At 70.7% G+C, this 25,695-nt stretch carries 22 protein-coding genes and 5 tRNA genes; 9 read left to right on the forward strand and 18 right to left on the reverse strand.

Features of this window, described 5'->3' with window-relative positions:
- Position 1: 1 nt before the first annotated feature.
- Positions 2–1,831 (forward strand): HSP90 family protein, encoded by a 1,830-nt coding sequence (locus ACIBK3_RS30535; protein WP_399370644.1) that lies wholly within the window; start codon positions 2–4, stop codon positions 1,829–1,831.
- Positions 1,828–5,181, forward strand: a complete 3,354-nt coding sequence (locus ACIBK3_RS30540) for a tetratricopeptide repeat protein (RefSeq protein ID WP_399370645.1) — start codon at positions 1,828–1,830, stop codon at positions 5,179–5,181. Before ACIBK3_RS30535 ends, ACIBK3_RS30540 begins: the two co-directional genes overlap by 4 nt.
- Before the next feature lie 225 nt (positions 5,182–5,406).
- Here the strand turns inward: ACIBK3_RS30540 and ACIBK3_RS30545 are convergent, their stop codons facing one another.
- Complete coding sequence (locus tag ACIBK3_RS30545) at positions 5,407–7,158, reverse strand: DAK2 domain-containing protein (protein WP_399370646.1); 1,752 nt, start codon at positions 7,156–7,158, stop codon at positions 5,407–5,409.
- 260 nt (positions 7,159–7,418) lie between these two features.
- On the opposite strand from ACIBK3_RS30545, the gene rpmB reads away from it, so the two are divergent.
- Entirely contained in the window at positions 7,419–7,604 is a 186-nt protein-coding gene (rpmB, locus tag ACIBK3_RS30550) for a 50S ribosomal protein L28 (protein ID WP_004924906.1), read from the forward strand.
- Positions 7,605–7,797: 193 nt separating this feature from the next.
- Here the strand turns inward: rpmB and thiD are convergent, their stop codons facing one another.
- On the reverse strand, positions 7,798–8,658 hold the full coding sequence (thiD, locus tag ACIBK3_RS30555; protein ID WP_399370648.1) for a bifunctional hydroxymethylpyrimidine kinase/phosphomethylpyrimidine kinase: 861 nt from the start codon (positions 8,656–8,658) through the stop codon (positions 7,798–7,800).
- Positions 8,655–9,620, reverse strand: a complete 966-nt coding sequence (locus ACIBK3_RS30560) for a thiamine-phosphate kinase (RefSeq protein ID WP_399370649.1) — start codon at positions 9,618–9,620, stop codon at positions 8,655–8,657. The genes thiD and ACIBK3_RS30560 overlap by 4 nt, the downstream gene beginning before the upstream one ends.
- 206 nt (positions 9,621–9,826) lie before the next feature.
- Here ACIBK3_RS30560 and ACIBK3_RS30565 point away from each other — a divergent pair, with 206 nt between their 5' ends.
- On the forward strand, positions 9,827–10,060 hold the full coding sequence (locus tag ACIBK3_RS30565; RefSeq protein WP_003997603.1) for an Lrp/AsnC family transcriptional regulator: 234 nt from the start codon (positions 9,827–9,829) through the stop codon (positions 10,058–10,060).
- Positions 10,061–10,080: 20 nt separating this feature from the next.
- The gene (locus ACIBK3_RS30570) at positions 10,081–10,587 is read left to right on the forward strand and encodes a DUF3515 domain-containing protein (protein WP_399370650.1); all 507 of its coding nucleotides are present in this window, start codon (positions 10,081–10,083) and stop codon (positions 10,585–10,587) included.
- A 31-nt stretch (positions 10,588–10,618) separates the two neighbouring features.
- Here the strand turns inward: ACIBK3_RS30570 and ACIBK3_RS30575 are convergent, their stop codons facing one another.
- The 3 genes from ACIBK3_RS30575 to ACIBK3_RS30585 form a co-directional block, all read right to left on the reverse strand.
- Entirely contained in the window at positions 10,619–11,776 is a 1,158-nt protein-coding gene (locus ACIBK3_RS30575; RefSeq protein WP_399370651.1) for a D-alanine--D-alanine ligase family protein, read from the reverse strand.
- 69 nt (positions 11,777–11,845) lie between these two features.
- Complete coding sequence (locus ACIBK3_RS30580) at positions 11,846–12,856, reverse strand: NAD(P)H-dependent glycerol-3-phosphate dehydrogenase (RefSeq protein WP_399370652.1); 1,011 nt, start codon at positions 12,854–12,856, stop codon at positions 11,846–11,848.
- Positions 12,853–13,683: a lysophospholipid acyltransferase family protein gene (locus ACIBK3_RS30585; RefSeq protein WP_399370653.1), complete on the reverse strand. Its 831-nt coding sequence runs from the start codon at positions 13,681–13,683 to the stop codon at positions 12,853–12,855. Before ACIBK3_RS30585 ends, ACIBK3_RS30580 begins: the two co-directional genes overlap by 4 nt.
- Positions 13,684–13,836: 153 nt before the next feature.
- Here ACIBK3_RS30585 and cofC point away from each other — a divergent pair, with 153 nt between their 5' ends.
- Both cofC and ACIBK3_RS30595 read left to right on the forward strand, forming a co-directional pair.
- A complete protein-coding gene (gene cofC / locus ACIBK3_RS30590) occupies positions 13,837–14,475 on the forward strand; it encodes a 2-phospho-L-lactate guanylyltransferase (RefSeq protein WP_399370654.1) in 639 nt (212 codons plus the stop codon).
- 9 nt (positions 14,476–14,484) lie between these two features.
- Positions 14,485–14,688 (forward strand): hypothetical protein, encoded by a 204-nt coding sequence (locus ACIBK3_RS30595; RefSeq protein ID WP_390820748.1) that lies wholly within the window; start codon positions 14,485–14,487, stop codon positions 14,686–14,688.
- A gap of 277 nt (positions 14,689–14,965) precedes the next feature.
- On the opposite strand, the gene ACIBK3_RS30600 is transcribed toward ACIBK3_RS30595, so the two are convergent.
- The 4 genes from ACIBK3_RS30600 to leuC form a co-directional block, all read right to left on the reverse strand.
- The gene (locus ACIBK3_RS30600) at positions 14,966–15,607 is read right to left on the reverse strand and encodes an HU family DNA-binding protein (RefSeq protein WP_399370655.1); all 642 of its coding nucleotides are present in this window, start codon (positions 15,605–15,607) and stop codon (positions 14,966–14,968) included.
- 136 nt (positions 15,608–15,743) lie between these two features.
- Positions 15,744–15,974, reverse strand: a complete 231-nt coding sequence (locus tag ACIBK3_RS30605; protein ID WP_399370656.1) for a hypothetical protein — start codon at positions 15,972–15,974, stop codon at positions 15,744–15,746.
- Positions 15,975–16,309: 335 nt separating this feature from the next.
- The gene (gene leuD, locus ACIBK3_RS30610; protein WP_399370657.1) at positions 16,310–16,903 is read right to left on the reverse strand and encodes a 3-isopropylmalate dehydratase small subunit; all 594 of its coding nucleotides are present in this window, start codon (positions 16,901–16,903) and stop codon (positions 16,310–16,312) included.
- A gap of 2 nt (positions 16,904–16,905) precedes the next feature.
- A complete protein-coding gene (leuC, locus tag ACIBK3_RS30615; protein WP_399370658.1) occupies positions 16,906–18,339 on the reverse strand; it encodes a 3-isopropylmalate dehydratase large subunit in 1,434 nt (477 codons plus the stop codon).
- Positions 18,340–18,526: 187 nt separating this feature from the next.
- On the opposite strand from leuC, the gene ndgR reads away from it, so the two are divergent.
- On the forward strand, positions 18,527–19,243 hold the full coding sequence (gene ndgR, locus ACIBK3_RS30620) for an IclR family transcriptional regulator NdgR (protein ID WP_007384919.1): 717 nt from the start codon (positions 18,527–18,529) through the stop codon (positions 19,241–19,243).
- Positions 19,244–19,363: 120 nt separating this feature from the next.
- On the opposite strand, the gene ACIBK3_RS30625 is transcribed toward ndgR, so the two are convergent.
- Positions 19,364–19,849: a DUF4188 domain-containing protein gene (locus ACIBK3_RS30625; protein ID WP_399370659.1), complete on the reverse strand. Its 486-nt coding sequence runs from the start codon at positions 19,847–19,849 to the stop codon at positions 19,364–19,366.
- A 113-nt stretch (positions 19,850–19,962) separates the two neighbouring features.
- On the opposite strand from ACIBK3_RS30625, the gene ACIBK3_RS30630 reads away from it, so the two are divergent.
- A complete protein-coding gene (locus ACIBK3_RS30630) occupies positions 19,963–20,610 on the forward strand; it encodes a MerR family transcriptional regulator (protein ID WP_399370660.1) in 648 nt (215 codons plus the stop codon).
- Between the two features lie 62 nt (positions 20,611–20,672).
- Here the strand turns inward: ACIBK3_RS30630 and ACIBK3_RS30635 are convergent.
- The 7 genes from ACIBK3_RS30635 to ACIBK3_RS30665 all read right to left on the reverse strand — a co-directional run bounded on the left by ACIBK3_RS30635 (position 20,673) and on the right by ACIBK3_RS30665 (position 25,627).
- Positions 20,673–20,745: transfer RNA gene (locus tag ACIBK3_RS30635), tRNA-Glu, on the reverse strand.
- A 28-nt stretch (positions 20,746–20,773) separates the two neighbouring features.
- A tRNA-Gln gene (locus ACIBK3_RS30640) sits at positions 20,774–20,845 on the reverse strand.
- Positions 20,846–20,865: 20 nt separating this feature from the next.
- Positions 20,866–20,938 (reverse strand) — tRNA-Glu (locus ACIBK3_RS30645).
- A 64-nt stretch (positions 20,939–21,002) separates the two neighbouring features.
- Positions 21,003–21,075, reverse strand: a tRNA-Glu gene (locus tag ACIBK3_RS30650).
- Between the two features lie 42 nt (positions 21,076–21,117).
- Positions 21,118–21,189, reverse strand: a tRNA-Gln gene (locus ACIBK3_RS30655).
- Between the two features lie 90 nt (positions 21,190–21,279).
- On the reverse strand, positions 21,280–22,011 hold the full coding sequence (locus ACIBK3_RS30660) for an HAD family hydrolase (protein ID WP_399370661.1): 732 nt from the start codon (positions 22,009–22,011) through the stop codon (positions 21,280–21,282).
- 10 nt (positions 22,012–22,021) lie between these two features.
- Positions 22,022–25,627 carry a DEAD/DEAH box helicase family protein gene (locus ACIBK3_RS30665; RefSeq protein WP_399370662.1) on the reverse strand — a complete coding sequence of 1,202 codons (3,606 nt, stop codon included), beginning with the start codon at positions 25,625–25,627 and terminating at the stop codon, positions 22,022–22,024.
- Positions 25,628–25,695: the final 68 nt, after the last annotated feature.

The following is a 25,695-nucleotide window of genomic DNA, read 5'->3' on the forward strand; positions in this document are numbered from 1 at the left end:
GATGGATTCCCAGACCTCACAGTCATCCCAGGCTTCCCAGCCACCTCATACGTTCCAGGTCGACCTGCGCGGCCTGGTGGACCTGCTCTCCCATCATCTCTATTCCAGCCCCAAGGTCTATCTGCGCGAGCTGCTGCAGAACGCGGTGGACGCGATCACCGCCCGGCGGGCGGAGCAGTCCGACGCCCCTGCCCGGGTGCGGCTGTACGCCGAGGGCGGATCCCTGCGTGTCGAGGACACCGGCGTGGGGCTCACCGAGGCGGACGTGCACACCCTGCTGGCGACCATCGGGCGCAGTTCCAAGCGGGCCGACGGGTTGCAGGAGGCCCGTTCGGACTTCCTCGGGCAGTTCGGCATCGGGCTGCTCGCCTGTTTCGTGGTCGCCGAGCGGATCCGGGTGGTCAGCCGCAGCGCCCGTACGCCGGACGCGGTGCCCGTGGAGTGGACGGCGAGCGACGACGGTTCGTACACCGTGCGGACGCTGCCGGACGAGGCCCGGCCCGAACCGGGCACCACCGTGCAGCTGACGGCCCGGGCGGGTGCCGGCGAGTGGCTCACCGGGGAGCGTGTCCTGGCGCTGGCGCGGGACTTCGGGGCGCTGCTGCCGTACGACGTCCGGGTGGGCGAGGAGGCGGTGACCGACCTGCCCGCGCCCTGGGACCGGGCGTATCCGAGCCCCGCGGGCCGCCGGGTGGCGCTGGCCCGGCACTGTCACGACCAGTTCGGGTTCACCCCGCTGGACGCGATCGACCTGGCCGTCCCGGTCGCCGGGATCCGCGGGGTGGCGTACGTGCTGCCGTCGGCGGTCAGTCCGGCGCAGCGGGCGGGTCACCGCGTGCACCTGAAGGGCATGCTGCTGACCGAGCGGGGCGAGCAACTGCTGCCCGACTGGGCGTTCTTCGTGCGCTGCGTCCTGGACACCGACAGTCTGCGGCCCACGGCCTCGCGCGAGTCGCTCTACGAGGACGAGACGCTGGCGGCCGTACGGGAGGCCCTGGGCGAACGGATCCGGTCCTGGCTGACGGGCCTGGCGGCCGGGGATCCGGAGCGGCTGGCGGCGTTCCTGTCGGTGCACCACCTGGGCGTGAAGTCCCTCGCGCGGCACGACACGGAGATGCTGCGCACGATGCTGCCGTGGCTGCCCTTCGAGACGACCGACGGACGGCTGTCCCTGGAGGAGTTCGCGCAGCGGCACCCGGTGGTGCACTTCACGCGGTCCGTCGAGGAGTACCGGCAGGTCGCCCCGATCGCGTCCGCGCAGGGCGTCGGGGTGATCAACGGCGGCTACACGTACGACAGCGAGCTGATCGAGGCGCTGCCCTCGGTGCGGCCGGGGACGGTGGTCGCCGAGCTGGACGCCGACACCGTGACCGCGCACCTGGACGCGGTCGATCCGGCCGAGGAGCTCGCGCTGTCCGGCTTCCTGGCGGCCGCGCGGGCCAGACTCGACCCCCTGGGCTGTGACGTCGCCCTGCGTGCCTTCCATCCGCTCTCGGTGCCCGCGCTGCACCTGGACGACCGGGCGGCCCGGCACGAGCAGGCCCGGGCGGAGGCCGAGGAGCAGGCCGACGATCTGTGGGCGGGCATCCTGGGCTCGCTGCGGGGCAGCGCCCCGCGCGCGCGGCTGGTGCTCAACCATCTCAACCCGCTGATCCGCCGGATCAGCTCACTCGGCGACCCGGAACTGATCGGCACCGCCACGGAGTCCCTGTACGGGCAGGCCCTGTTGATGGCGCAGCGGCCGCTGAGGCCGGCGGACTCCGCGCTGTTGAACCGGGCGTTCATCGGCCTCCTGGAGTGGGCCACGCACAGCGAGGACGGTCACCGATGAGCGGGATCACGGACTTCGACGCGCTCCGTCAGGCGATGGCGGAGAACTCCGAGCAGCCGGAGGGACCGGCCCGCAACGCGCGCGCGGAGCAGCTGCTCGCCGAGGCGGAGAAGCTGAACATCCCGCTCGCGGTGATCGAGGCGCTCGGGCACCAGCTGAAGGTCTACAACTACAGCTCCGAGAAGGACAAGATGTTCGTCCCCTTCGCGCGTCTGCTGCGCATGTGGGACGAGCGGCCCGGGGACTTCGACGAGTACGAGACGCACTCGCTGCACTGGGTCTTCAAGTGGATGTCGTCCGGCATGCTCGACCAGCCGCACATTCCGCTGGCGTCCATCGAGAAGTGGCTCGGCGAGATGGAGCACCGCTACCGGCTCGCCGGTCACTCCGAACGGGCCGTGCGCAGCGCCGAGTTCAGCGTGGCCGCGCACGTCGGGGACGTGGCGCGGGCCGAGCGGGCGTACGCCGCGTGGCTGGCCGCCGACCGGGACAGCATGGCCGACTGCCACGCCTGCGAGCTGCACGGGCAGGGCTGGTGGCAGGCAGAGCGGGGGCGGGACGCCGAGGCGCTGGAGCTGTGGGCGCCGGTCCTGGAGGGCGAATTCAGTTGCGCCCACGAGCCGCACACGGTCCTCGCGTCCTCCCTGGCGCCCCTGCTGCGGCTGGGCCGCGTGGACGAGGCGCGCGCCCACCATCTGCGGGGCTTCAGGCTCGTACGGGCCATGGAGAGCATGCGCGGCGCCTACGCGGACCACGTGGAGTTCTGCGCGCTGACCGGCAACGAGGCGCGCGCTCTGGAGCTGCTCGCGGAGCGGCCGGCGTACTTCACGGACGACGGGCATCCCCGCAGCAGGCTGGACTTCATGGCGGTGGTGACGCTGCTCATGGACCGGCTGACCGAGCTCGGGCTCGCCGACCAGCAGGTACCCGGACCGGCCGGCCGGGCGTGGACCGCCCGCGAACTCGCCGCCCACGCGCGCGGGCAGGCCCTCGCGCTGGCCGCCCGCTTCGACGAACGCAACGGCACCGGGCACGTCAGCGAGCGGGCACGCGCGCGTATGGCGCAACGGCCACTGGTGGAGCGGCTGCCGCTGGGGGTGCGTTCGGTACGGACGGCCCCCGTGCCGCCGGTCGCGCCGGTGCCGGCGACCGCGGCCCCCGAGGAGCCCGATCTGGCGGCGCTGCTCACCGAGGCGCGGCGGCTGTCGGACACCCTGCAGCCGAACGCCGTCGAGGCGTGGGCGGCCGTCGCGCGCGCCGCGGAGGGCGTCGAACTGGACGCCCGAGACCAGGCAGAGATCGCCGACCACCGGGCCATGGACCTCGGCCCGGAGGGCATGCCTGACTTCGAACTCGCCGCCGAACTGTACGCGCAGGCCGGCGACCCGGGTGAGGCCCTGGCGGCCCACACACGTGCGGCCTACGTCCACGCCCTCACGGGCCACGTGGACGAGGCGCTCGCGGCGGTCGCCGGGCCCTACGACGAGATCCTCGCGCTGTACGCCGAGGGCGGGACAGGCGTACGGCAGACGGCGTCCGTGCTGATGGGACGGGCGCGGATCCTCATGCGGCGGGTGCAGGAGGGGGACGGGTCCGTTGAGGAGCCCGGCCCGGACGATGAGCCTCTTGCGGGCGCGGTGGTGAACGACGGCTCCGAGGCGGGGGATGACGTCGGCGGCGGTTCTGAGGAGGACGAGGAGGGCCCGGTCGGGACCGGCGGGCTCGTAGAGGGGCCTGGTGGGGCGGACGGGCTCCCAGGGCGGCCTGCTGGGCCTAAGGGGCGCAAAGAGGGGCCTGGTGGGGCGGACGGGCTCGAAGAGGGGCCCGCTGACACGGACCGGCTCCCAGGGGGGCCTGCTGAGACGGACCCGCTCCCAGGGGGGCCTGCTGGAACTCACGGCCTTGACGACGGGCCCGCTCGAACGCACAGCCTTGAGGAGGGTTCGGCCCGCACCGACAGCCTGCTGGACGATCCGACCGGAACCGACCGCTCCCAGAGTGGCGGAGGCAGGGGCGGGAGTTCCTCGTTCGGCTCGGTGCTCGCCGAGGCGGAGATGGCCGCACGCGAGGTGCTGGCCCTGGTCGACGGGCACATCGGGGACGACGTCCGGCTGGCCACACGGGCCGCCGAGGCGCAGGCCATGCTCGCGGAGCTGGCGGCGCAGTCCGGGGACGCGGAGACGGCCGCGGAGCTGTTCACGCGGGCGGCGGAGGGTTTCGTCGGGGCCGGACTGCCGTGGTTCGCCGTCGAGTACGAGGCCCGGCTCGCCGCGCTCGCGCACCACCTCGGCGACCTGCCCGAGACGGAACGGGCGCTGCGGTCCGCCCTGGAGCACGGCGGACCGCATCTGGAGCCGACGGGACGGGCACAGCTGCACCTTCAGCTCGCCGAGGTCGTCGGCGGCCGCGGGGACGCCGAGGAGGCCGCCGAGCACGCCCTGGAGGCGGCGCACTGGGCCGACGAGGCCGGACAGGGCCCGACGCTCGGCACCTGGGCCCGGCACCAGCTCGGCGGGTTCCTGCTGCGGCAGGGCCGCTGGGCCGAGGCCGCGGAGGTGCTGGAGTCGGCGCTGCCCGACCTGAGCGCCGAGACGCACGGCGACGGCGCGATCGTGCAGACGCAGTGGTGGCTCGGCGACTGCCTGAGCGAGCTCGGCGAGCACCGGGAGGCGGCCGAACGACGGCTCCAGGCGGCCGAGATCGCCCGGCACTGGCCGGAGCAGCACGACCACGCGACGCTCGCCCATCTCGCCGCCGAGTCCCTCGGACAGGCGGGGCTGCCCGCCGAGGCGGACCGCGCCTACGCGCGCGCGGGCGAGCTGTGGCGGGCCCTGGGCAACGTCCACGGACTCGTCCGCTCGCTGCGGGCCCGCGCCTGGCTCGCGCTGCGCACGGAGGGCGGGCCCGACGCGGCGCGGGAGTTGATGGCGGCCGCGGTCGGGGAGTGCGAGGCGGCGCTGGGCGCGGCCCCGGACGACGAGGAGACACGGCTGCGCCTGGTGGCCGAACTCGGCCACACTCACCGGCAGTTCGGCGACCTGCTCGCCCGTTCCGCCGCCGAGGACGCCGAGGACGACTCGATCCGTACCGTCCTGGAGGAGGCCCTGGCCCAGGTGGCGGAGGCGATCGTCGTGTTCTCCGCCCTGGGGCCCGAAGCCCTGCCCAGCCGCACCGGCGCCGAACTCGCCGCGGGCTGGCTGGAGGCCGACCTGAGCCGTCCCGCGGACGCGGCCGCACGCGCGCGTGCGGTGCTGGCCGCATACGCCGGCGACCAGGACGAGACGGCGCAGGCACGCCGGTCCGAGGCCCGGCAACTGCTCGACGTTGCGGAGGAGCAGACGGCCGGCTGAGCGGCGGGCGGGAAAGGGCAGCCGGCAGTACACCGGGCGGCAGACAGACAGCCGACAGTGCAGCGGCCCGGGGACGGACAGCCGGCCGGGCAAAGGGCAGGGGACGGACAGCCGCCCCGGGCGGCAGACGGGGAGGGCAGCCCGCAAAGGACCCAGTGCCCGAACCCGAACCCGAACCCGCACCGCTCCCCGCCACCCCCCTCAGCGACCACCGCCGAAACGCGGCTACTCCACCCCGATGAGCAGCACGGCCCCCTGCCGTCCGCCCCGGTACACCACCGTGTCGACGGCGAGGTACGACTCCCGTACCCGCGCTTCCAGGTGGTCGGCGACGGCTTCGGGGGCCTCGTCGCCCAGGACGAGGGTGACCAGTTCGCCGCCGGCCGAGAGCATGCGGTCGAGGACCGTCTCCGCGGTCGCCCGGACGTCCGCGCCGATCACGGCCACGTCGCCGTCGATGAGCCCGAGGACGTCACCGGCCTGGCAGATGCCCGCCATGGTCCAGGACTGGCGTTCAGCGACGACCACTTCGGCGTACCGGGTGGCTCCGGCCGCCGAGGTCATCGTCACGACGTCCTCGTCGAAGCGGCGTTCCGGCTCGTGCACGGCGAGCGCGGCGATGCCCTGGACCGCGGAGCGGGTCGGGATGAGGGCCACGCGGATGCCCTCGGCGCGGGCCTGTTCGGCCGCCGCGGCAGCGGTGTGGCGCAGATCCGCGTCGTTGGGCAGCAGCACCACCTCACGCGCGTGGGCACGTCGTACGGCCTCCACGAGCTCCCCGCTCGCGGGCGGCTCCCCGGGCCGGGCGAGGACGGTGGTCGCGCCGGCCTCGGTGTACAGCCCGGCGAGTCCCTCACCGGGGACGACGGCCACGACGGCACGCTGGACCCGTTCCCGGGGCGGCCGCTCGGCGCCGGTGGTGTGCACATCGCCGATCCCGAAGTGGGTGATCCGGATCCGGTACGGCCGCCCGGCCTCGACGCCCGCCTCCACGGCGGCGCCCGCGTCGTCGACGTGCACATGAACGTTCCACAGCCCGTCACCGCCCACCACGACGAGCGAGTCCCCGAGGGCGTCGAGCCTGGCCCGAAGCCGCTCGACCGCCTCGTCCTCCGCCTCCAGGAGGTAGACCACCTCGAAGGCCGGCCCGCTCTCCCCCGGCCCCGCCGGCCCGTCCCCGCAAGCTGCGGCGTCCTGCGGATCCGCCGGCTCCGCGGACCCGCGCGCGGGGGACGCCACATCGTCGCGCCCCTCGCGCTCGACACCCGCCACACCCTCCACGCGCGCGTGCGCCCCGCAACCGGACACCGCGCCCGGCGACTCCCCCGTGAACGTCTCCACCAGAGCCCCGAGGACGGCCACCAGCCCCCGTCCGCCCGCGTCGACCACCCCGGCGCGCTCCAGGACGGCCAGCTGGCCCGGGGTGGCGGCGAGGGCGGTGCGGGCTCCCTCGTGGGCGGCCCGGGCCACCGCCGCGCAGTCGCCCCCGGCTCCGGTGGCCGCGTCGGCGGCGGCCGATGCGACCGTGAGGACCGTGCCCTCGACCGGGTGGGCCACGGCCCGGCGGGCGGAGTCGGCCGCGTGCCGCAGCGCGGAGGTGAGGCCCCGGCCGTCGGTGTGAGCGGTCTCACCGTCGGCGGCGAGCACCTGCGCCATGCCCCGCAGCAACTGCGCGAGGATCGTCCCCGAATTGCCGCGCGCGCCTATCAGCGCCCCGTGCGCCATCGCCCGCACGGCATCGGCGAGGGTCGGCTCGCCGGGGGCCCGGTCGGCCTCGTGACCGGCGAACACCGCCTCCACGGCCCCTGCGGCGGACTCCACGGTCAGATACAGGTTGGTGCCGGTGTCCCCGTCCGCCACGGGATACACGTTGATCGCGTCGATCTCCTCGCGCGCCCGTCCGAGCGCGGTCAGCGCGAGACCGCACCAGGTGCGCACCGCGAGAGCATCGAAGAATGTCTGCGGCACCTGCGCCACCTGCGCCTCCCTGAGCTGCTGGACGTGGGACGCAGCGTAGACCTCGGGGGGCGGTCCACCGGAAGCGGGCCGGGGCAGAGCTCTGAGCAGCCATGGTAGTTTCGTTCTACTGGCGCGGTCGTTGTATGCTGCTCCGGTTGCCCGATCCCGGTCGGGCATTTTCCCCCTGGCAGCGCCACTCAGATCTCTGATCCTACGATCTCGATCCCCCGGCATGCCGGGATCCACCGTAAGTGCATCTGAAGTCTTTGGAGTGACCCGTGGCTGCCAACTGCGACGTCTGCGGCAAGGGGCCGGGCTTCGGCAACAACATCTCGCACTCGCACCGCCGTACGCCCCGTCGCTGGAACCCGAACATCCAGCGTGTGCGTACCGTGGTGGGCGGGACGCCGAAGCGCGTGAACGCTTGCACCTCGTGCATCAAGGCCGGCAAGGTCTCGCGCTGACGCACATCCCCCACCTCTCGACTTCGGTCGAGGCGGGGGACCCCCATCGCGCGCGGCCACTGCTGGTTCACTGCAGACAGCCGGTCCCACCCTGGTGGGCCCGGCTTTTTGCATGCCCACGCCCACCCGCTCGAAGAGCCCGCTCGATCAAGAAACCGACCGAGACAGCGGCGGCCGGCATCGGGCTGCGGGACTACCCGGCGCCTTCGGGATCCTGAGTGCGGAAGACCCAGCCGTGGTCCACCGGTCCGATGCCGCCTCCCAGGGCGAACCCGGCCGCGATCGCCCCGGTGACGTACTCCTTGGCAGCCGCCACCGCCTCCGGCACGGACTGGCCCTTCGCGAGCTGCGACGCGATGGCCGAGGCGAGGGTGCAGCCCGTGCCGTGCGTGTGCCGGTTGTCGTGGCGCGGAGCACGCAGCCAGTACTCCTCGGAGCCGTCGGTGAGCAGGTCGACCGCCTGATTCCCGCCCACCGTCGCTGCCTGGTTCCCGCCCACCCGAGCTGTGCCCCCCGGCAGATGACCGCCCTTGATCAGCGCCCAGCGCGGGCCGTACGCCAGCACGGCCGCCGCGGCCCGCCGAAGGTCCGCTTCCGACTCGACGTGCACGCCGGTCAGTTGGGCCACCTCGTCCAGGTTCGGCGTGGCCACGGTGGCCACCGGCAGCAGCTTCGTCCGTACGGAGTCCAGCGCGGACGCGGCCAGCAGGGGATCCCCGTGCTTGGAGACGCCGACCGGGTCGACGACGGCCGGTGCGTCCGTCCCGCCGATCAACTCGGCGACCGCCTCGACGAGTTCGGCGGACGCCAGCATCCCGGTCTTGACCGCCTGGACGCCGATGTCGTCCACGACACTCCGGTACTGCGAGCGCACCGCCTCCACCGGCAGTTCCCAAGCCCCCTGCACGCCCAGGGAGTTCTGCGCGGTGACCGCCGTGATCACGCTCATGCCGTGCACGCCGAGCGCGAGCATCGTCTTCAGGTCGGCCTGGACGCCGGCGCCCCCGCCGGAGTCGGAGCCCGCGACGGTGAGAACGCGAGGCGGAGCGCTCATGACTCGATGTCCCCGAAGTGGTCCCAGCCGCCCTTCTTGGTCCACGGCGCCCCGTCCACCGTCACCTGGGGCAGCGCCGACGGGTTGAGCACCTCGCCGATGACCTTCCAGCGGGCGGGCAGCTTCACGTCCGGCGGGAAGGTCGCCACGATCGCGTGGTCCTCGCCCCCGGTCAGCACCCACTGCATGGGGTCGACGCCGACGGCCTGCCCGATGTCGTTCATCTGGGACGGGATGTCGATGGCGCCGGAGCGGATGTCGATGCGGACCTTGCTGGCCTCGGCGATGTGCCCGAGGTCGGCGATCAGCCCGTCGCTGACGTCGCACATCGCGGTCGCCCCGAGCCCGGCGGCGGCCGGACCCGCGTGGTAGGGCGGCTCGGGGCGCCGGTGGGCCTCCACGAAGGCACGCGGCGAGCGGAAGCCGCGGGAGAGCACCGCGTACCCGGCCGCCGACCAGCCCAGCCAGCCGGTCACCGCCACGAGGTCGCCGGGCATGGCGCCGCCACGCGTCACGGGCTCGTTGTTGCGCAGGTCGCCGAGCGCGGTGATCGACACCATGATGGTGTCGCCGCGTACGACGTCCCCGCCGACCACGGAGGCGCCCGCGACCTGGCACTCGTCGCGCAGGCCGTCCATCAGCTCGCTCGCCCAGGTCACCGGGAGTTCGCCGGGGACGACCAGGCCGAGCAGCAGCGCGGTCGGCACCGCGCCCATGGCGGCGATGTCGGCGAGGTTCTGCGCGGCGGCCTTGCGGCCCACGTCGTAGGCGGTGGACCAGTCGCGGCGGAAGTGCCGGCCCTCCAGGAGGATGTCGGTGCTGGCCACGACCCTGCGGTCGGGCGCGGCGACCACCGCGGCGTCGTCGCCGGGGCCGACCCGGACCGCCGGGGTGGTGGTGAGACGGGAGGTGAGCTCCCTGATGAGCCCGAACTCACCGAGCTCACCAACAGTGCCCTTCATTGCCCTTACGCCCCTTCTGTCCCTGTCCGTGCCCGCTCGCGCGTCACCAGTGTCCTCGATACGGTCGAGGTGACCGTCCACTTCTGTCGTGCCCGCACTCCGGCGCGCGAGTCGCGGCCCCCGCGGGTCTCCCCGTGGCGAGCGGCGACGCGATACCGTGGCGTTCCTTTTCCCCACATGATCCTCGTGGCCGCCCTGGAGGTTCCGTGGTACAGGCGTACATCCTGATCCAGACGGAGGTCGGCAAGGCGTCGACCGTCGCCGAGACGATCAGCAAGATCCCTGGAGTCATCCAGGCCGAGGACGTGACAGGACCGTACGACGTCATCGTGCGCGCCCAGGCCGACACCGTGGACGATCTCGGCCGCATGGTGGTCGCCAAGGTCCAGCAGGTGGACGGCATCACCCGCACCCTGACCTGCCCGGTGGTCCATCTGTAGCCCCCGTCTACCCTTGACCGGTGAACTTCTTCCGTCACCGGCGCCGCATCCTCGTCGGGCCCGCGTTCGCTCTGTCGATCACGATCGCGGGCTGCTCCTCAGCAGACGACAGCGCGTCGGCGGCGGTTCCCAGCCCGGACGCGAAGGCGGCACGGCTGTGCCGGGATCTGCACAAGGTACTGCCGTCCAGGGTGGACGGTGCGAGCCGCCACGATCCCGAGCCCGCCTCCGCGTTGACCGCGGGCTGGGGAGGCCCGGAGATCATACTGCGCTGCGGTGTCACCCAGCCGCCCAAGATGGCCGACCCGACGGTGGCGAAAGGCGACGACCCGGACGCGGTCGCCGGCGGGGTGAACGGCGTCGACTGGCTGATGGAGAAGCGGGACGGCGGGGCGTACCGCTTCACCACCGCCAACCGCAGCGTGTACGTCGAGGTGACGGTGCCGGAGGGGCGGGACAGTTCGGGTGTGCTGATAGATCTCGCACCGGCGATCAAGAAGGCGATCCCCGAAGGGATCGCCGACTAGAGCGCTCCACGGCACCCGGGCCCCGCGCCGGTCAGCGCAGGCCCGTCGAGCGGCGCATGGCCGCCTGGATCAGGCGGTCCACCAGCTCGCCGTACTCGACCCCGCTGGCCTGCCACATCTGCGGGTACATCGAGATCGGCGTGAAGCCGGGCATCGTGTTGATCTCGTTGATGACGAACTCGCCGTCCTCGGTGAGGAAGAAGTCCGCGCGGACCAGGCCCTCGCAGGAGGCCGCCTCGAAGGCGTCCACCGCGAGTTTCCGCACCTCGGCCGTCTCCTCGGGCGTCAGCGGGGCCGGGACGATGCCGGGCGTCGAGTCGATGTACTTGGCCTCGAAGTCGTAGTACGCGTGCGCGTCCGGCGGCGGGATCTCCGCGGGGACGGAGGCACGCGGGCCGTCCTCGAACTCCAGCACCCCGCACTCGATCTCACGGCCGCGCAGCGCCGCCTCCACGAGGATCTTCGGGTCGTGCCGCTGGGCCTCGGCGATCGCCTCGTCCATCCCCGACAGGTCGTCGACCTTGGTGATGCCGATCGACGAACCCGCGCGCGCGGGCTTCACGAACAGCGGCCAGCCGTGCTCGCCGGCGAAGTCGACGATCTTCTTGCGGGCGGCCGACTCGTCGCGCTCCCACTCACGCGGCCGGATCACCAGGTACGGGCCCACCTTGAGCCCGAAGGAGGTGAACACCCGCTTCATGTACTCCTTGTCCTGGCCGACCGCGGAGGCGAGCACACCGGAACCCACGTACGGCACACCGGACAGCTCCAGCATGCCCTGGAGGGTGCCGTCCTCGCCGTACGGCCCGTGCAGCACCGGGAAGACGACGTCGATCTCCCCGAGCACCTTGGGCACCGATCCCGGCTCGCCGTAGACGACTTCGCGGTTGGTGGGGTCGACGGGGAGCACCACGCCTCCCTCGCCCGAGTCGGCGAGCTCGCCGACGCTGGGCGTGCGGCGTTCGGTGATCGCCATGCGCTCCGGTTCGTCGGCGGTGAGCGCCCACCGGCCGTCCGGGGTGATGCCGATCGGCAGGACGTCGTACTTCGTCCGGTCGATGGCCTTGAGGACGGCTCCGGCGGTGACCACGGAGATCCCGTGTTCGGAGCTGCGTCCGCCGAACACGACGGCCACACGCGGCTTACGAGGCGGCTGCCCAGGGCTCTGAGGGAGGTTATCGGTGCTCATATCGCGATGAGAGTACCCGTTGGTAGTGCCGCGAGACAGCGTCCACCCGGCGGCGTCGTGCGGCGTCGCTCAGCGTCGTTCGGGCTTCGCGCTGCGCGACATCAACTCCTTGAGAGCGACCACGGGAGGCTTGCCCTCGTGCACGATTCCCACGACCGTCTCGGTGATGGGCATGTCGACACCGTGCCGCCGGGCCAGATCCAGCACGGACTCACAGGACTTGACGCCCTCGGCGGTCTGCCGGGTGACCGCGATGGTCTCCTGCAGGGTCATGCCCTTGCCGAGGTTGGTGCCGAAGGTGTGGTTGCGGGACAGCGGTGAGGAGCAGGTCGCCACCAGGTCGCCGAGCCCGGCGAGTCCGGCGAACGTCAGCGGGTCGGCACCCATCGCGAGGCCGAGCCGGGTCGTCTCCGCCAGCCCGCGCGTGATGAGCGAGCCCTTGGCGTTGTCGCCGAGTCCCATGCCGTCCGCGATGCCGACGGCCAGACCGATGACGTTCTTGACCGCGCCGCCGAGTTCGCAGCCCACGACGTCGGTGTTGGTGTACGGGCGGAAGTACGGCGTGTGGCAGGCCGCCTGGAGCCGCTGGGCGAGGTTCTCGTCGGTACAGGCGACCACCGCGGCGGCCGGCATCCGGGCGGCGATCTCGCGGGCGAGGTTGGGTCCGGTGACCACGGCGACGCGGTTCTGGGGCACCTTGGCGACGTCCTCGATGACCTCGCTCATCCGCATGGCGGAACCGAGTTCGACGCCCTTCATCAGCGACACGAGGACCGTGTCCGGCGCGAGCAGCGGCGTCCACTGGGCGAGGTTGGCGCGCAGTGTCTGGGAGGGGACGGAAAGGACCGTGAAGTCGGCGCCGGCGGCGGCCTCGGCCGCGTCCGTCGTGGCCCGCATGTTCTCCGGCAACTCGACACCGGGGAAGTAGTCGGGGTTCGTGCGGGAGGAGTTGATCGCATCCGCGACCTGTGCCCGGCGTGCCCACAGAGTGACCTCGCACCCCGCGTCGGCGAGCACCATGCCGAACGCCGTACCCCACGAACCGGCGCTGAAGACCGCCGCCTTGACCGGCTTGCTCACGTGCCCTGCCCTTCTGCCTGCTTCCTCTGCGTCTGGGGCTGCTGGCTCTGTGTCCGCTGGGGCGGTGGCTGCTGGGTTGGTGTCTGCTGCGTCTGCGCCCGGGTCCGGCGCCGCTGCTCGATCCGCTCGCGGCGCGGGTCGTAGGGCCTGGCCGGTGCCTTCTCGCCGCGGATCTCCTCCAGCTGGCGGGTGACGGCGGCCATGATGACCTCGGTCGCCTCCTTCAGGAGCTCCGGGGTCATCTCCTTGTCGTAGAAACGCCGCAGGTCCACCGGGGGTCCGGCGAGGACCTGGTGGGTCTTGCGGGGAAAGAGGTCGGGCTTCTTGGCGTACGGCGGCAGCACCTTGTTGGCGCCCCACTGGGCGACCGGAATCACCGGGCACTTGGTCTGCAGGGCGACGCGCGCGGCACCGGTCTTGGCGGTCATGGGCCAGCCGTCCGGGTCGCGGGTGAGGGTGCCCTCGGGGTAGAAGGCGACGCACTCACCGCGCTCCACGGCCGCGATGGCGGCCCGGAAGGCGCTCAGCGCGTCCGTGCTCTCGCGGTAGACGGGGATCTGTCCGGTACCGCGCATCGCGGCGCCGACGAATCCCTTCTTGAAAAGACCGCTCTTCGCCAGGAATCGCGGAACGCGGCCGGTGTTGTACTGAAAGTGCGCGTATGCGAAGGGATCGATGTGCGAATTATGGTTCACCGCGGTGATAAATCCGCCATCAGCCGGAATGTGCTCCATTCCGCGCCAGTCCCGCTTGATCAGAACCACCAGCGGCGGTTTGCAGAGCACCGCTGCCAGGCGGTACCAGAAGCCGATTCTGCGGCGGGGCACGCGGACACCTTCCTCTAGGGCCTCGGGGCCGCACAAGTGTCGCCCCAGGCCGCCGGTCTGTCGAGAACACCGTACGCCCCGACTCCGTGACCGCCAGGAGGCCCGGTGACGGCTGAGTAACAATGGCCGCGACAAGACAGGGACGGAGCGCTCGTGCAGTGGATGTTGGTCATACCTGTGAAACCCCTGGCGCGGGCCAAGAGCAGACTCTCGGACACCGCCGCCGACGCGCTGCGCCCGGGCCTCGCCCTCGCCTTCGCCCAGGACACCGTGGCGGCGGCGCTGGCCTGCCCGGCGGTGAAGGATGTGGCAGTCGTCACCCACGACCCCTGGGCCGGCCGCGAGCTGGGCGCGCTGGGCGCCCATATCGTCTCCGACGAGCCGTACGGCGGCCTCAACACGGCTCTGGCGCACGCGGCGGCCGCCGTACGCGCAACGCGCCCGGAAAGCGCCGTGGCGGCCCTGAACGCCGATCTGCCGGCGCTACGCCCCCTGGAATTGGCCCGGGTCCTGGACGCGGCCGCGGAATTCCCCCGGGCCTTTCTCCCGGACGCCGCCGCAATCGGCACCACTCTGCTGGCCGCCCGGGAGGGCGCGGAATTGCGGCCCGCCTTCGGCCCGGATTCCCGGGCCCGCCATCGCGCCTCCGGAGCCGTCGAACTCACCCTCGACACGGTGGATTCCGTACGCCAGGACGTGGACACCGGCGCCGACCTGCGGGCCGCGCTGGCCCTCGGGGTGGGTCCCCGCACGGCGGCTCAGGCCGCGCGGCTGCTGATCCCCGGGCAGTAGGCTGCCGTCATGCAGGCCACCGCGTACACGTACGACCCCGACAGCCGCAGCGGACAGGTGCTGCTGGACGACGGCACGCCGGTTCCCTTCGACGCTCCGGCCTTCGACGCGGGCGGGCTGAGGCTGCTGCGGCCCGGGCAGCGGGTGCGCATCGAGACGGAGGGCGAGGGCGAGGCCCGCCGGATCACACTGGTGACGCTGCAGACGTTCTGAAGGCGATCTGCGGGTGCCCAGAAGCTGTTCTGCACCTGGCTTCGAGGTCCGCGGTTGCTCTGAGTTCGTTCTGTGGTCGCTCTGAGCCGTTCCTTGGTTGCTCTGAGAACGTGCTCGCGTCGCTTTTCTCTGAGGACGTTCTGCGGACGTTCTGAGGAACTTCTGCGGCGCTCTGAGGACGCTCTGCGGGCGGTCGAAGAAGACTTCCGCGGAAGCGAACACGCCGCGGGCCGGGCTCCGTACGGAGTCCGGCCCGGCGCGTGAGTGCCCTGTAGCCCTACCTCTTGCGGGCGGTGGCCTTCTTGGCGGTGGTGGTGGTGCGAGCCGTCGACTTCCTGGCGGGGGCCTTCTTGGCCGTCGCCTTCTTCGCCGGTGCGTTGGTGGCCGCGGTCTTCTTCGCCGCGGTGGACTTGGCGGCCGTCGTGCTCTTCTGGGCGGGCGCCTTCTTGGCCGGGGCCTTCTTCGCGGTGGCCGTGGTCTTCTTGGCCGTCGTCTTCTTCGCGGTGGTCTTCTTCGCCGCGGCCGTCGCCCTCTTCGCCGGGGCGGCCTTCTTGGCGGCCGCCTTCTTGACCGTCGCGGAAGCCCCGCCGGTCAGGCTGCCCTTGGGCGCCTTCTTGACGGCGACGTCGTTCTTCGGGAGCTTCTTCGAGCCGCTCACCAGGTCCTTGAAACCCTGGCCCGCGCGGAAGCGCGGAACGGAGGTCTTCTTGACCCGAACCCGCTCCCCGGTCTGGGGGTTGCGGGCGTAACGGGCCGGACGGTCGACCTTCTCGAACGAACCGAAGCCGGTGACCGAGACCCGGTCCCCCGCGACGGTCGCGCGGACGATGGCGTCCAGGACCGCGTCGACAGCGTCGGCGGCCTGCTGGCGACCGCCCACCTTGTCGGCAATCGCTTCTACGAGCTGCGCCTTGTTCACGTCTTCCCCTTCGGAGACATTGCCAGAACGAAAGTGTTCAAGCGTTTTCGCACGTTAGGCAGATATATACCGCAAATCAAACACGAAACGGGCTTATCACCCGTGCGCCGCAACGAACTCGGCTGTTCTGGACTGCTCAGCGTTCCTCATCGGGGATTCGACCCGCTTCGAGGTCCGCCACGAACCCCTCCAGACGCCTTGCCGCATCGGCGAGATCGTGCTTGGCCGCGGCCGTAATGACCAGCAGCTTCCGGGTCAGCGCCATCCGTACGCCCTCCGGGACTTGCAGTGCGCGCACCCTTGCGTGCGCTTCCTTGAGTTGGTCCGCGACTGCCGCATAGAGCTGGAGTTGGCCGTCGTGTTCCATGCACAGATTGTGCCATCTGGGGCGAGTTGTCGCCTGCTCAGGGTGCAACTGCCGCCTCAAACGGCCTTCCCGGCACATGTGGGAGCCGCGGCTCCACAGCACGCGTACCCCGGCAACAACCCTTCTAACGTGGGAAGTTGGCTGGCCGCCCAGCGGCGCGCAGGGCCGTTCGAGTGCGGACACAGCTGTACCCCCGATCGGGCTGATCGGGGGTACGGCGGGGGTGTCGCGGTGGCCGAAACTCGACCTGTTCAGTTGTCCACGGAGGGAGTCCGGGGTATCCGGGGGGCGCTCCGGGGTCCGGGGCGGTCCGAGGCCTCCGGTCGGCTACCGGATCAGACCCGGAGCGTCTGCGGCTTGTGCGACGGGCGCTTGGCCTCGTACGCGGCGATGTCGGCCTCGTTCTGGAGGGTGATGGAGATGTCGTCCAGCCCGTTCAGCAGCCGCCAACGGGCGTTCTCGTCGAGCTCGAAGGGCGCGGTGATGCCCTCGGCGCGCACCTCACGGCTCTCCAGGTCGACCGTGATCTCGGCCGTGGGGTCCTTCTCCGTGAGCTCCTGCAGCGCGTCCACGATCTTCTGCTCCAGCACCACCGTGAGCAGGCCGTTCTTGAGCGAGTTGCCGCGGAAGATGTCGGCGAAGCGGGACGAGATCACGGCCTTGAAGCCGTAGTTCTGCAGCGCCCACACGGCGTGCTCACGGGAGGAGCCGGTACCGAAGTCTGGGCCGGCGACCAGGACCGTGGCGCCCGCGCGCTCGGGCTGGTTGAGGATGAACGCCGGGTCCTTGCGCCAGGCCTCGAACAGCCCGTCCTCGAACCCGTCCCGTGTGACCTTCTTGAGCCAGTGAGCAGGGATGATCTGGTCGGTGTCGACGTTGGAGCGGCGCAGCGGGACGGCCCGGCCGGTGTGCGTGGTGAATGCTTCCATGGCTATCGGACTCCAGCGGGCGTACGGGTTGCGGCGTCGGACAGGTCGGCCGGGGAGGCCAGGTGGCCCAGGACCGCGGTCGCGGCCGCGACCTGCGGCGACACCAGGTGGGTACGACCGCCCTTGCCCTGCCGGCCCTCGAAGTTGCGGTTGGAGGTGGACGCGGAGCGCTCACCCGGGGCGAGCTGGTCCGGGTTCATGCCCAGACACATCGAGCAGCCCGCGTGCCGCCATTCGGCGCCGGCCTCCTTGAAGACCACGTCCAGGCCCTCGGAGACGGCCTGCAGACCCACCCGCGCGGAGCCCGGGACGACCAGCATCCGTACGCCGTCGGCGACTTTGCGGTCCTTGACGATCTCGGCGGCGGCGCGCAGGTCCTCGATACGGCCGTTGGTGCACGAGCCTACGAAGACGGTGTCCACCTTGATGGTGCGCAGCGGCTGTCCTGCCTCCAACCCCATGTATTCCAGGGCCTTTTCGGCAGCGAGGCGCTCCGAAGCGTCATCGTACGAAGCAGGGTCGGGGACGCTCGCCGAAAGCGGCGCGCCCTGACCGGGGTTGGTGCCCCAGGTGACGAACGGGGCCAGCTCGGCGGCCTCGATGACGACCTCGGCGTCGAACTCGGCGTCGTCGTCCGTCTTCAGCGTCTTCCAGTACGCGACGGCCGCGTCCCAGTCCGCGCCCTCGGGGGCGTGCGGGCGGCCCTTGAGGTACGCGAAGGTGGTCTCGTCGGGAGCGATCATGCCCGCGCGGGCGCCGGCCTCGATCGACATGTTGCAGATGGTCATCCGGGCCTCCATCGAGAGCTTCTCGATGGCGGAGCCGCGGTACTCCAGGATGTAGCCCTGGCCGCCGCCGGTGCCGATCCGGGCGATGATCGCCAGGATCAGGTCCTTGGCGGTGACGCCGTCGGGCAGTTCGCCGTCGACCGTGATGGCCATGGTCTTCGGGCGGGCCAGCGGCAGCGTCTGGGTGGCCAGCACGTGCTCGACCTGGGAGGTGCCGATGCCGAACGCCAGCGCGCCGAAGGCGCCGTGCGTGGAGGTGTGCGAGTCACCGCAGACGACGGTCGTGCCGGGCTGGGTCAGACCCAGCTGGGGGCCGACGACGTGCACGACACCCTGCTCGACGTCGCCCAGCGGGTGCAGGCGCACCCCGAAGTCGGCGCAGTTCTTGCGCAGCGTCTCCAGCTGGACCCGGGAGACCGGGTCGGCGATGGGCTTGTCGATGTCGAGGGTCGGGGTGTTGTGGTCCTCGGTGGCGATGGTCAGGTCGAGCCGCCGCACCTGGCGACCGCTCTTGCGGAGGCCGTCGAAGGCCTGCGGGCTGGTCACCTCGTGCAGCAGGTGCAGATCGATGAAGAGGAGGTCGGGCTCGCCCTCGGCGCGCCGGACGACGTGGTCGTCCCAGACCTTCTCCGCGAGTGTCCTACCCATCGCTTTCCCTCCGGCCGGCAATGCTGCGCCGGCCCAACTAGAGATCGTGCGGAAGCGGCGCCCTCGCCCCTGCGTCCGGGCATCCGCCGCCGGGCCCCTGTTCTGCGGGCCGCTGTGTCTTCCAGAGTGGCGCGTTCCACGGAAAATTGAACTTGCGTTTCACAGAGTGAGACGCGAGTATCGTTGCATGGACAACAGTAGCGGCGTCGGCGTCCTGGACAAGGCAGCCCTTGTCCTGAGCGCCCTGGAGTCCGGTCCGGCCACCCTCGCGGGTCTGGTCGCGGCGACCGGGCTGGCACGACCCACGGCCCACCGGCTGGCCGTGGCTCTGGAACACCACCGCATGGTGGCGCGCGACATGCAGGGCCGTTTCATTCTCGGTCCCCGGCTGGCCGAGCTGGCCGCGGCGGCGGGCGAGGACCGCCTCCTGGCCACCGCCGGGCCGGTGCTCACCCACCTCCGCGACATCACCGGGGAGAGCGCGCAGCTCTACCGCCGCCAGGGCGACATGCGCATCTGCGTCGCCGCGGCGGAGCGCCTGTCCGGCCTGCGGGACACGGTCCCGGTCGGCTCGACGCTCACGATGAAGGCGGGCTCCTCGGCGCAGATCCTGATGGCCTGGGAGGAGCCGGAGCGCCTGCACCGCGGCCTCCAGGGCGCCCGCTTCACGGCCACGGCCCTGTCGGGCGTACGGCGCCGGGGCTGGGCCCAGTCGATCGGCGAGCGCGAGCCGGGCGTCGCGTCCGTCTCCGCGCCGGTGCGCGGCCCCTCCAACCGCGTGGTGGCCGCCGTCTCGGTCTCCGGCCCCATCGAGCGCCTGACGCGCCACCCGGGCCGCATGCACGCCCAGGCCGTCATCGACGCCGCCGCCCGCCTCTCGGAGGCCCTGCGCCGCACGGGCTGACCGCCAGACCCGTGCGACACCGGGAAGGGCCGGCCTCAACGCCGCGGCAGGCCTTCCTGGCCGAACGCACGCCGGTGACCAGCGAACACACGCAGACAAGACGCCCTCGAGCGAACACTCTCAGGAGATCCGGAGCCGGTCGGCCGCCCGGTCGCCCCGTCGGCCGACCGGAACGACGCCGGTGGCCTTCCCCAGGCCGAACTCGGGCATGTTGACGTAGATCGACTCGTACGATCCCGCCGGCACGACGTATGTCTCGTGCCAGAAGCCGACCTTGCCCTTCCCCTCACGCAACCGCCGGTTGAAGGCGGCCCACGCCGGCCGGTGTTTCCCGTCCGGCGCCGACGCGTAGGCGAGCAGCTTCTCCTTCGAGTCCCAGTACTGCACCACGTACAGCACGCGCGGGAAGCCCAACAGGAACTGGTGACCGAGCAGCCCGCTGCCCTTCTCCCGCGACAGCTCGGCGATCATCGGGCCCATGGCCCTGGCCACCGGCAGCCAACTGCGCGGCGCGGCGAAGTCGTTGATCCGCATTCCGATCAGGAAGACGACCACCTCGTCCTGGCTCGCCGCCGTCATGCGTCCTTCGATCGGCTTGGCACCCATCGCGTCCCCCACTCACTCACGTCGTGACCCAAGGATTGGATAGCGGCACTATCCATGCTTGGATAGTGACACTCTCCAATGAGGGGCGCAAGAGGAAGAGAGCGTGCGGGCGGATGCGACTGGCGGAGCTGAGCGAGCGCAGCGGTGTGACCACGGCGACGATCAAGTACTACCTGCGCGAAGGGCTGCTGCACCCCGGCCGCCGCATCACGGCCACGCAGTCCGAGTACGACGAGGAGCATCTGCGACGCCTGCGTCTGGTGCGCGCGCTGATCCAGGTGGGACGGATCCCGGTGACCTCGGCCCGGGAGGTGCTCGCCGCCCTGCAGGACGAGGACCTCGACCGGAACGAGCGGCTGGGCACCGCCGTGTGGGCCCTGCCGCACGGGCCGGCGCCCGACGAGAACGACCCGGCGACCGAGGTGGGCCGGCGCACCGCCGACGCCCTCATGAACCGGCTCGGCTGGAGCTACGGCCCTGCGTGCGAAACTCCCGCAGCACCGGCGTACGGGATGCTGGTGACCGCGATCGCCACCCTCCACCGGCTCGGATACCCGTGCTCCGCCGAGGACTTGGAGCCGTACGGCCGCGCGCTGGAGTCGCTGGCCGTCACCGACCTCGACCTGGTGGAGCGCTACCGGACGCCGGAGGAGCAGGTGGAGGCCGCGGTGGCGCTGACCGTGCTGTACGAGCCGGTGCTGCTGAGCCTGCGCCGGCTGGCGGAGGCGGAGGAGTCGCGCCGGCGGTTCGGCGGCAAGTGACGGGCAACGGGGGAACCGGAAAACGCCGAAGGGCCCTCCCGAGGAAGGGCCCTTCAGTCGCGTACCCCCGACCGGATTCGAACCGGCGCTACCGCCTTGAGAGGGCGGCGTGCTAGGCCGCTACACAACGGGGGCGAGGATCGTGCGTTTCCGCAGATCCGAGCTGGTCTACCTGGACTCGAACCAAGACTAACTGAACCAGAATCAGCCGTGCTGCCAATTACACCATAGACCAATGTGGTTTAGACCAGTTTGTACCCCCGACCGGATTCGAACCGGCGCTACCGCCTTGAGAGGGCGGCGTGCTAGGCCGCTACACAACGGGGGCCCTAGCGATCCTGCGTCTCAGAAACAATGGGTGCGACCCGGACTGTTCCCGCGGGAAGGATCTGTACCCCCGACCGGATTCGAACCGGCGCTACTGCCTTGAGAGGGCAGCGTGCTAGGCCGCTACACAACGGGGGCTTCGTGGAATCGATCTCCACTGGCGCAGATAAGCTCTGCGAGCTGGCCTACCTGGACTCGAACCAAGACTAACTGAACCAGAATCAGTCGTGCTGCCAATTACACCATAGGCCACTGGAACGCAAGCCCCTGAGGGGATCTTGTTCTAGTTCGCTCCCCCGGCTCCGGCCTTTCGGCCCGCTCCCCGGCGGCGCAGGAAGAACATTACCTGAAGGTGGACGGGGCTCCAAAACGGGTATCGGCGCCGAGGATCGCGGGGAGTTCGGCGAGGGAGGCGATCCGTCGCGGCCCCACCGGCGGCTCCACCGTCGCGTACACGCCTCCGCGGTCGATCCACACGGACAGCAGTCCGGCGTCGGCGGCGCCCCGTCCGTCGATCTCCGGATGGTCGCCGACGTACGCCACTTGGTGCGGGGCCAGCTCCAGTGCGTCGCAGGCCGCCAGGAACGCGGCGGCCTCCGGCTTGGAGACGCCGAGTTCCGCCGCGCACAGGATGACCTCGAAGCGGTCGTGCACGCCCAGGGCGCGCAGCTTGCGGTCCTGCACGTGGATGCTGGAGTTGGACAGCACGGCGTGGCGGTGGCTGACGGCGAGGGCGTCCAGAGCCGGCAGGACGTCCGGGAAGAGGGACCAGGCGGTCTCGTAATGACGCAGGTAACGGCTGAACCAGGCGTCGGCCTCGTCGTCGGTCAGCTCCTCGCCCAGGAAGACCCGTACGCGGTCCCGGCGCTGTCCCTCGAAGGACGTTGCCCCGGCCGAGAAGCGGGCCCACTGCCGGTCGGTGATCTCGCGCCACCGTGCGATGGCCTGCTCGACACTGTCGTACGAGTCGAGCAGCCCTTCGGCGGTGAGGTGTTCGCGCATGCCGACACGGTCGGCCGCGGTGTAGTCGAAGAGGGTGTCGTCGACGTCCCAGACCACGGCATGTATCGGCATGACACCCAGCCTAAGCAGCCAGAGCCGCGGGCTTGGCCGTACGCTCCAACTCTTTGAAGATGACCTTGAGGTGTTCCAGTTCCTCACCCGTGAACAAGTCGTCCGGACCGCCAGGGGCAAGATCAGCGAACGAGCCCTCGTAGAGGTCGCCCAGGCCCAGGATTCCGCGCTTGGCCACCGTGTCGATGATGAGTGTCAGGAAGTCGATCTGGCGGGAGCTGAGCTGTTTACCGGCGATGAAGACCTCGAACGCCTTCTGTGCGGCCTGCCGGTCCAGCCCGCACAGCCCACGCACGAACAGACCGAGGCCACCGGCGGAACGCACCTCGTCAAGGTCTTCGGGTGAGGCTATGGCTTCTGTGAGGAAGATCTCCTCCAGGCTTGTCAGATCGAATTCGGTGATCTGCTCGTTGGTACGCAGTTTGCGCACCACTGGCTGGTCCTCGTGGCGGAGGAGATATGCACGGGCCTTCTGCTTGAAGCGCTGCTCGTCCGTGCCCTGAGGCATCCCCTGGATCTCGGCCTCGGTGATATCTCCGAGCTCGTCGACGAAGTCGGTGTAGACGACGTTCCGCTTGACTTTGGGGTCGGTGAGCCGTGCCAGCCGACGCATACGGCGCCGCATGTCCTCCAGCAGCGGGAGGGTGACGCCGTCCCACCACTCCTCGTCGGCCACCGCTTCCAGAAGCTCGGCCTGCTCGCCGACCGCCGGGATGTTGGTCTTGGTGAGCAGATTGGAGGCGATTTCCTGGATCTTCGTACGCAGCTTCGCGAACTCCTTGCCGCCTTCCAGCGCGGCGAGCTGGAGACCGTACGCCATCAGGTCGAACCGCTTGGCCTCCTCGCCCGTCTCCTCGTCGTCGAGACGGAACTCGCTGGGCAGCCCGAGCAGGTGGTCACGGATCGCGGTGTCCGCGTCGTCGTCCACCCGATGCCAGCTGCCGAAGTCGCTGAACACCTCGATCTCCCGGCGGTGCGGGCGGACCAGGAAGTTGTCCAGGTTCATGCCCGTGACGGTCCGATGCAGCCGATGCGCCAACGACCAGCGGATCTCGGCCTCGGTGGCGATCGCGTCAGAGCCGGCGTCCCGTGCCGGGTCGGGCTGCTGCCGCTTGTCCAGTACCCGTACAAGGTCGAGCTGGCGCTGAAGGAGCTGCTCGGTGAGGGTGACTGCCCTGCGCCCCTCCGACCGGTCGAGCTGACTGTTGAAGAAGTCGATGTTTCCGCAGAAGTCGAAGACGTAGAAGTTCCGCTTGCTGTGATCGGGGTTGTCCGGGTCGGGGCCGTAGAGGGCGGGGCGCAAGCGGGTGCCGCGGCCGATCATCTGCCAGAACTTGGTCTTCGAGAAGACCGGTTTGGCGAAGACCAGGTTCACCACCTCCGGCACGTCGATACCGGTGTCGAGCATGTCGACCGAGATGGCGATGTCGGGGGCGTTCGGCGGGTTCTTCGGGTTGGCGAAGTCGTCGATGAGGGACTGGGCGTACGTCTCCTTGTACGTGATCACCCGCGCCGCATGGCCGGCGCTCTGCGGGTAGTTGGCGTTGTACCGCTCTTCGATGTACCGGGCGTGGTCGTTGTTCTTCGCGAAGATGATGGTCTTGCCGAGCCGGTCGCCGCCCTCGACGCGGTGGCCGCGCGTCATCAGCGTCTCCAGCATCTTGTCCACGGTGTCCTCGTTGAAGAGGTACTTGTTCATCTCATGGCGGCCGACCGCATCGGGTATGTCACCGTCCTCGGTCCACTCCTTGGCGTCCCACTCGGCCTTCTCCTCCTCCGAGAGGTCGGCATACCGGATGCCGCGCTCCATGAACTTCAGCGGCACCTTCACCGCCTTCGGGAGTACCAGATAGCCCTCGGCAGCAGCCTCGTGGAGGTCGTAGGAGTCGGTCGGGACGCCGTCCTCCATGGCGAAGAGCTTGTACGTGTTGTGGTCGATCTCGTCCTTGGGCGTGGCGGTCAGGCCGAGCAGCAGTGAGTCGAAGTAGCGGAACAGTTCGCCGTACTTGGCATACACGGACCGGTGAGCCTCGTCGATGACGATCAGGTCGAAGTAGCCCGGCCCGAAGCGGCGGCGGCCCGTGCCGTCCGTCACGTCGATCTGCTTCATCATCGTCTGGTACGTGGAGAGATAGACGCGGGCCGCAGCCGCCTTGTCGTCGAGGAGGCTGGCCGCGGGGGTGTTCGGCAGGTTCTCCTTGAACGCCTTCATAGCCTGGGTGACCAGCGCCTGCCGGTCGGCGAGAAACAGCACCCGCTGCGCCCACCCGGCCTTCATCAGCTGGTCCACGAGAGCCACGGTGGTGCGGGTCTTGCCGGTACCGGTCGCCATGACGAGCAGCGCCTCACGACCCAGGTCCCGCTCGAAGGTCTCCCCCACCCGCTTGATCGCGCGGAGCTGGTACGGGCGTCCGGCGATCTTCTCGTTCACCGGCGTGGCTGTCAGGGAGAGGCGTCCGGCGCGCTGGCGGATGTGCCAGTGCAGCTCGTCCTTGGTGAAGAAGCCCTGCACCTGGCGGGGCGGGTAGCCGAGACCGTCGTCCCAGAGGTAGGTCTCGTACCCGTTGGTGTAGAAGATCACCGGACGCCGGTTGAACTGCTTCTGGAGCGCGTCGGCGTACAGTTTCGCCTGCTGCTGCCCGTCACGGGCGTCACTCCGGGTCCGCTTGGCCTCGATGACGGCGAGGGGCTTGCCGTCATCTCCCCAGAGGACGTAGTCGACGCGTCCCTTGCCCGTCTTTGTGGGCATCCCGGAGGCGATCGGGTACTCGGTGTCTTTGCCCGGGGTGAGGAGGTCCCAGCCCGCTTCCTTGAGGAGCAGGTCTATGAAGGCGTCGCGGGTCGCCTGCTCGTCGTAGTCGTGGGTGTCCTGCACCAACTGGTTGGCGGCCTTCGCGGCGGCGACCTGCGCCTTGAGTTCCTCCAGTTGCCGGGCGAGGTCCGCGTTCTGGGCGCGCTCGGCCGCGAGCTGCTCGGCCTGCTCCTTGAAGCGTGCCTCGTCCTCCGCTTCCTTGGCCTTGAGCTCGGCCTGCTTCAGCATGCGAGCCTGGGTGGAGAGGGGGCGCGGTACGACGCTGGTGTCGAACTCCAGCCCGGCGGGCGGCAGGGCGGTGGGCTGGCGGGTGTAGGTCCGGGCGAACCAGTACAGGGAGTGGAACAACTCCTTGACGCTGGCCTCGGCTACGGTCTTCGCGACCGGAGCGGCCTTGTGCACGGCGTTGTTCCCATGCCGGCGGATGAGGTCCATCTTCGCGTTGACCGTCGGCCCAACGAGCTGCCGGAAGCTCGGCTCGTGAAGCATCGCCGCAAGGTCCTTCTTGTACGGCTCGCTGAGGCTGCTGTCCTTGTCGTACATCCACCGGGCCGTGATCTCGATGGCGCGGCGGGCGTAGAAGCAGGCGGTACGGGGGTCGTGGTGGATCAGCCGCTCGGCGCGGGTCGCCTCGTCATAGAGGGCAGGCCACTCGGCACGCAGGAAGGCGAAATTGCCGCTGACGGCGCGACCGACGTTGTCGGCGGCGGCGCGGTCGCGGACGGGTTTGTCGTGGCCGGCCTGGCTGTGGCCGTCGTCGCTCTGGCTGTTCTGGCCGCTCTGGTCGTTCTGGTCACTACCCATGCCGGTGCGGTGTCCCTCTCCCCTGTTGCGGCCTTGCCTATGGGCCCCGGGCATCCCGGCCGCCCGTA

The organism is Streptomyces sp. NPDC050287 (assembly GCF_044459385.1).
In the GTDB taxonomy this organism is placed as follows: Bacteria; Actinomycetota; Actinomycetes; order Streptomycetales; family Streptomycetaceae; genus Streptomyces.

Bases quoted from the DNA above. Each gene is read 5' to 3' on its own strand.
- ACIBK3_RS30535 (WP_399370644.1), top strand. From the start codon at position 2: ATGGATTCCCAGACCTCACAGTCATCCCAGGCTTCCCAGCCACCTCAT.
- ACIBK3_RS30540 (WP_399370645.1), top strand. From the start codon at position 1,828: ATGAGCGGGATCACGGACTTCGACGCGCTCCGTCAGGCGATGGCGGAG.
- thiD (WP_399370648.1), bottom strand. From the start codon at position 8,658: ATGAGCGCTCCGCCTCGCGTTCTCACCGTCGCGGGCTCCGACTCCGGC.
- ACIBK3_RS30560 (WP_399370649.1), bottom strand. From the start codon at position 9,620: ATGAAGGGCACTGTTGGTGAGCTCGGTGAGTTCGGGCTCATCAGGGAG.
- ACIBK3_RS30575 (WP_399370651.1), bottom strand. From the start codon at position 11,776: ATGAGCACCGATAACCTCCCTCAGAGCCCTGGGCAGCCGCCTCGTAAG.
- ACIBK3_RS30595 (WP_390820748.1), top strand. From the start codon at position 14,485: ATGCAGGCCACCGCGTACACGTACGACCCCGACAGCCGCAGCGGACAG.
- ACIBK3_RS30605 (WP_399370656.1), bottom strand. From the start codon at position 15,974: ATGGAACACGACGGCCAACTCCAGCTCTATGCGGCAGTCGCGGACCAA.
- leuD (WP_399370657.1), bottom strand. From the start codon at position 16,903: ATGGAAGCATTCACCACGCACACCGGCCGGGCCGTCCCGCTGCGCCGC.
- leuC (WP_399370658.1), bottom strand. From the start codon at position 18,339: ATGGGTAGGACACTCGCGGAGAAGGTCTGGGACGACCACGTCGTCCGG.
- ndgR (WP_007384919.1), top strand. From the start codon at position 18,527: ATGGACAACAGTAGCGGCGTCGGCGTCCTGGACAAGGCAGCCCTTGTC.
- ACIBK3_RS30625 (WP_399370659.1), bottom strand. From the start codon at position 19,849: ATGGGTGCCAAGCCGATCGAAGGACGCATGACGGCGGCGAGCCAGGAC.
- ACIBK3_RS30630 (WP_399370660.1), top strand. From the start codon at position 19,963: ATGCGACTGGCGGAGCTGAGCGAGCGCAGCGGTGTGACCACGGCGACG.
- ACIBK3_RS30660 (WP_399370661.1), bottom strand. From the start codon at position 22,011: ATGCCGATACATGCCGTGGTCTGGGACGTCGACGACACCCTCTTCGAC.
- ACIBK3_RS30665 (WP_399370662.1), bottom strand. From the start codon at position 25,627: ATGGGTAGTGACCAGAACGACCAGAGCGGCCAGAACAGCCAGAGCGAC.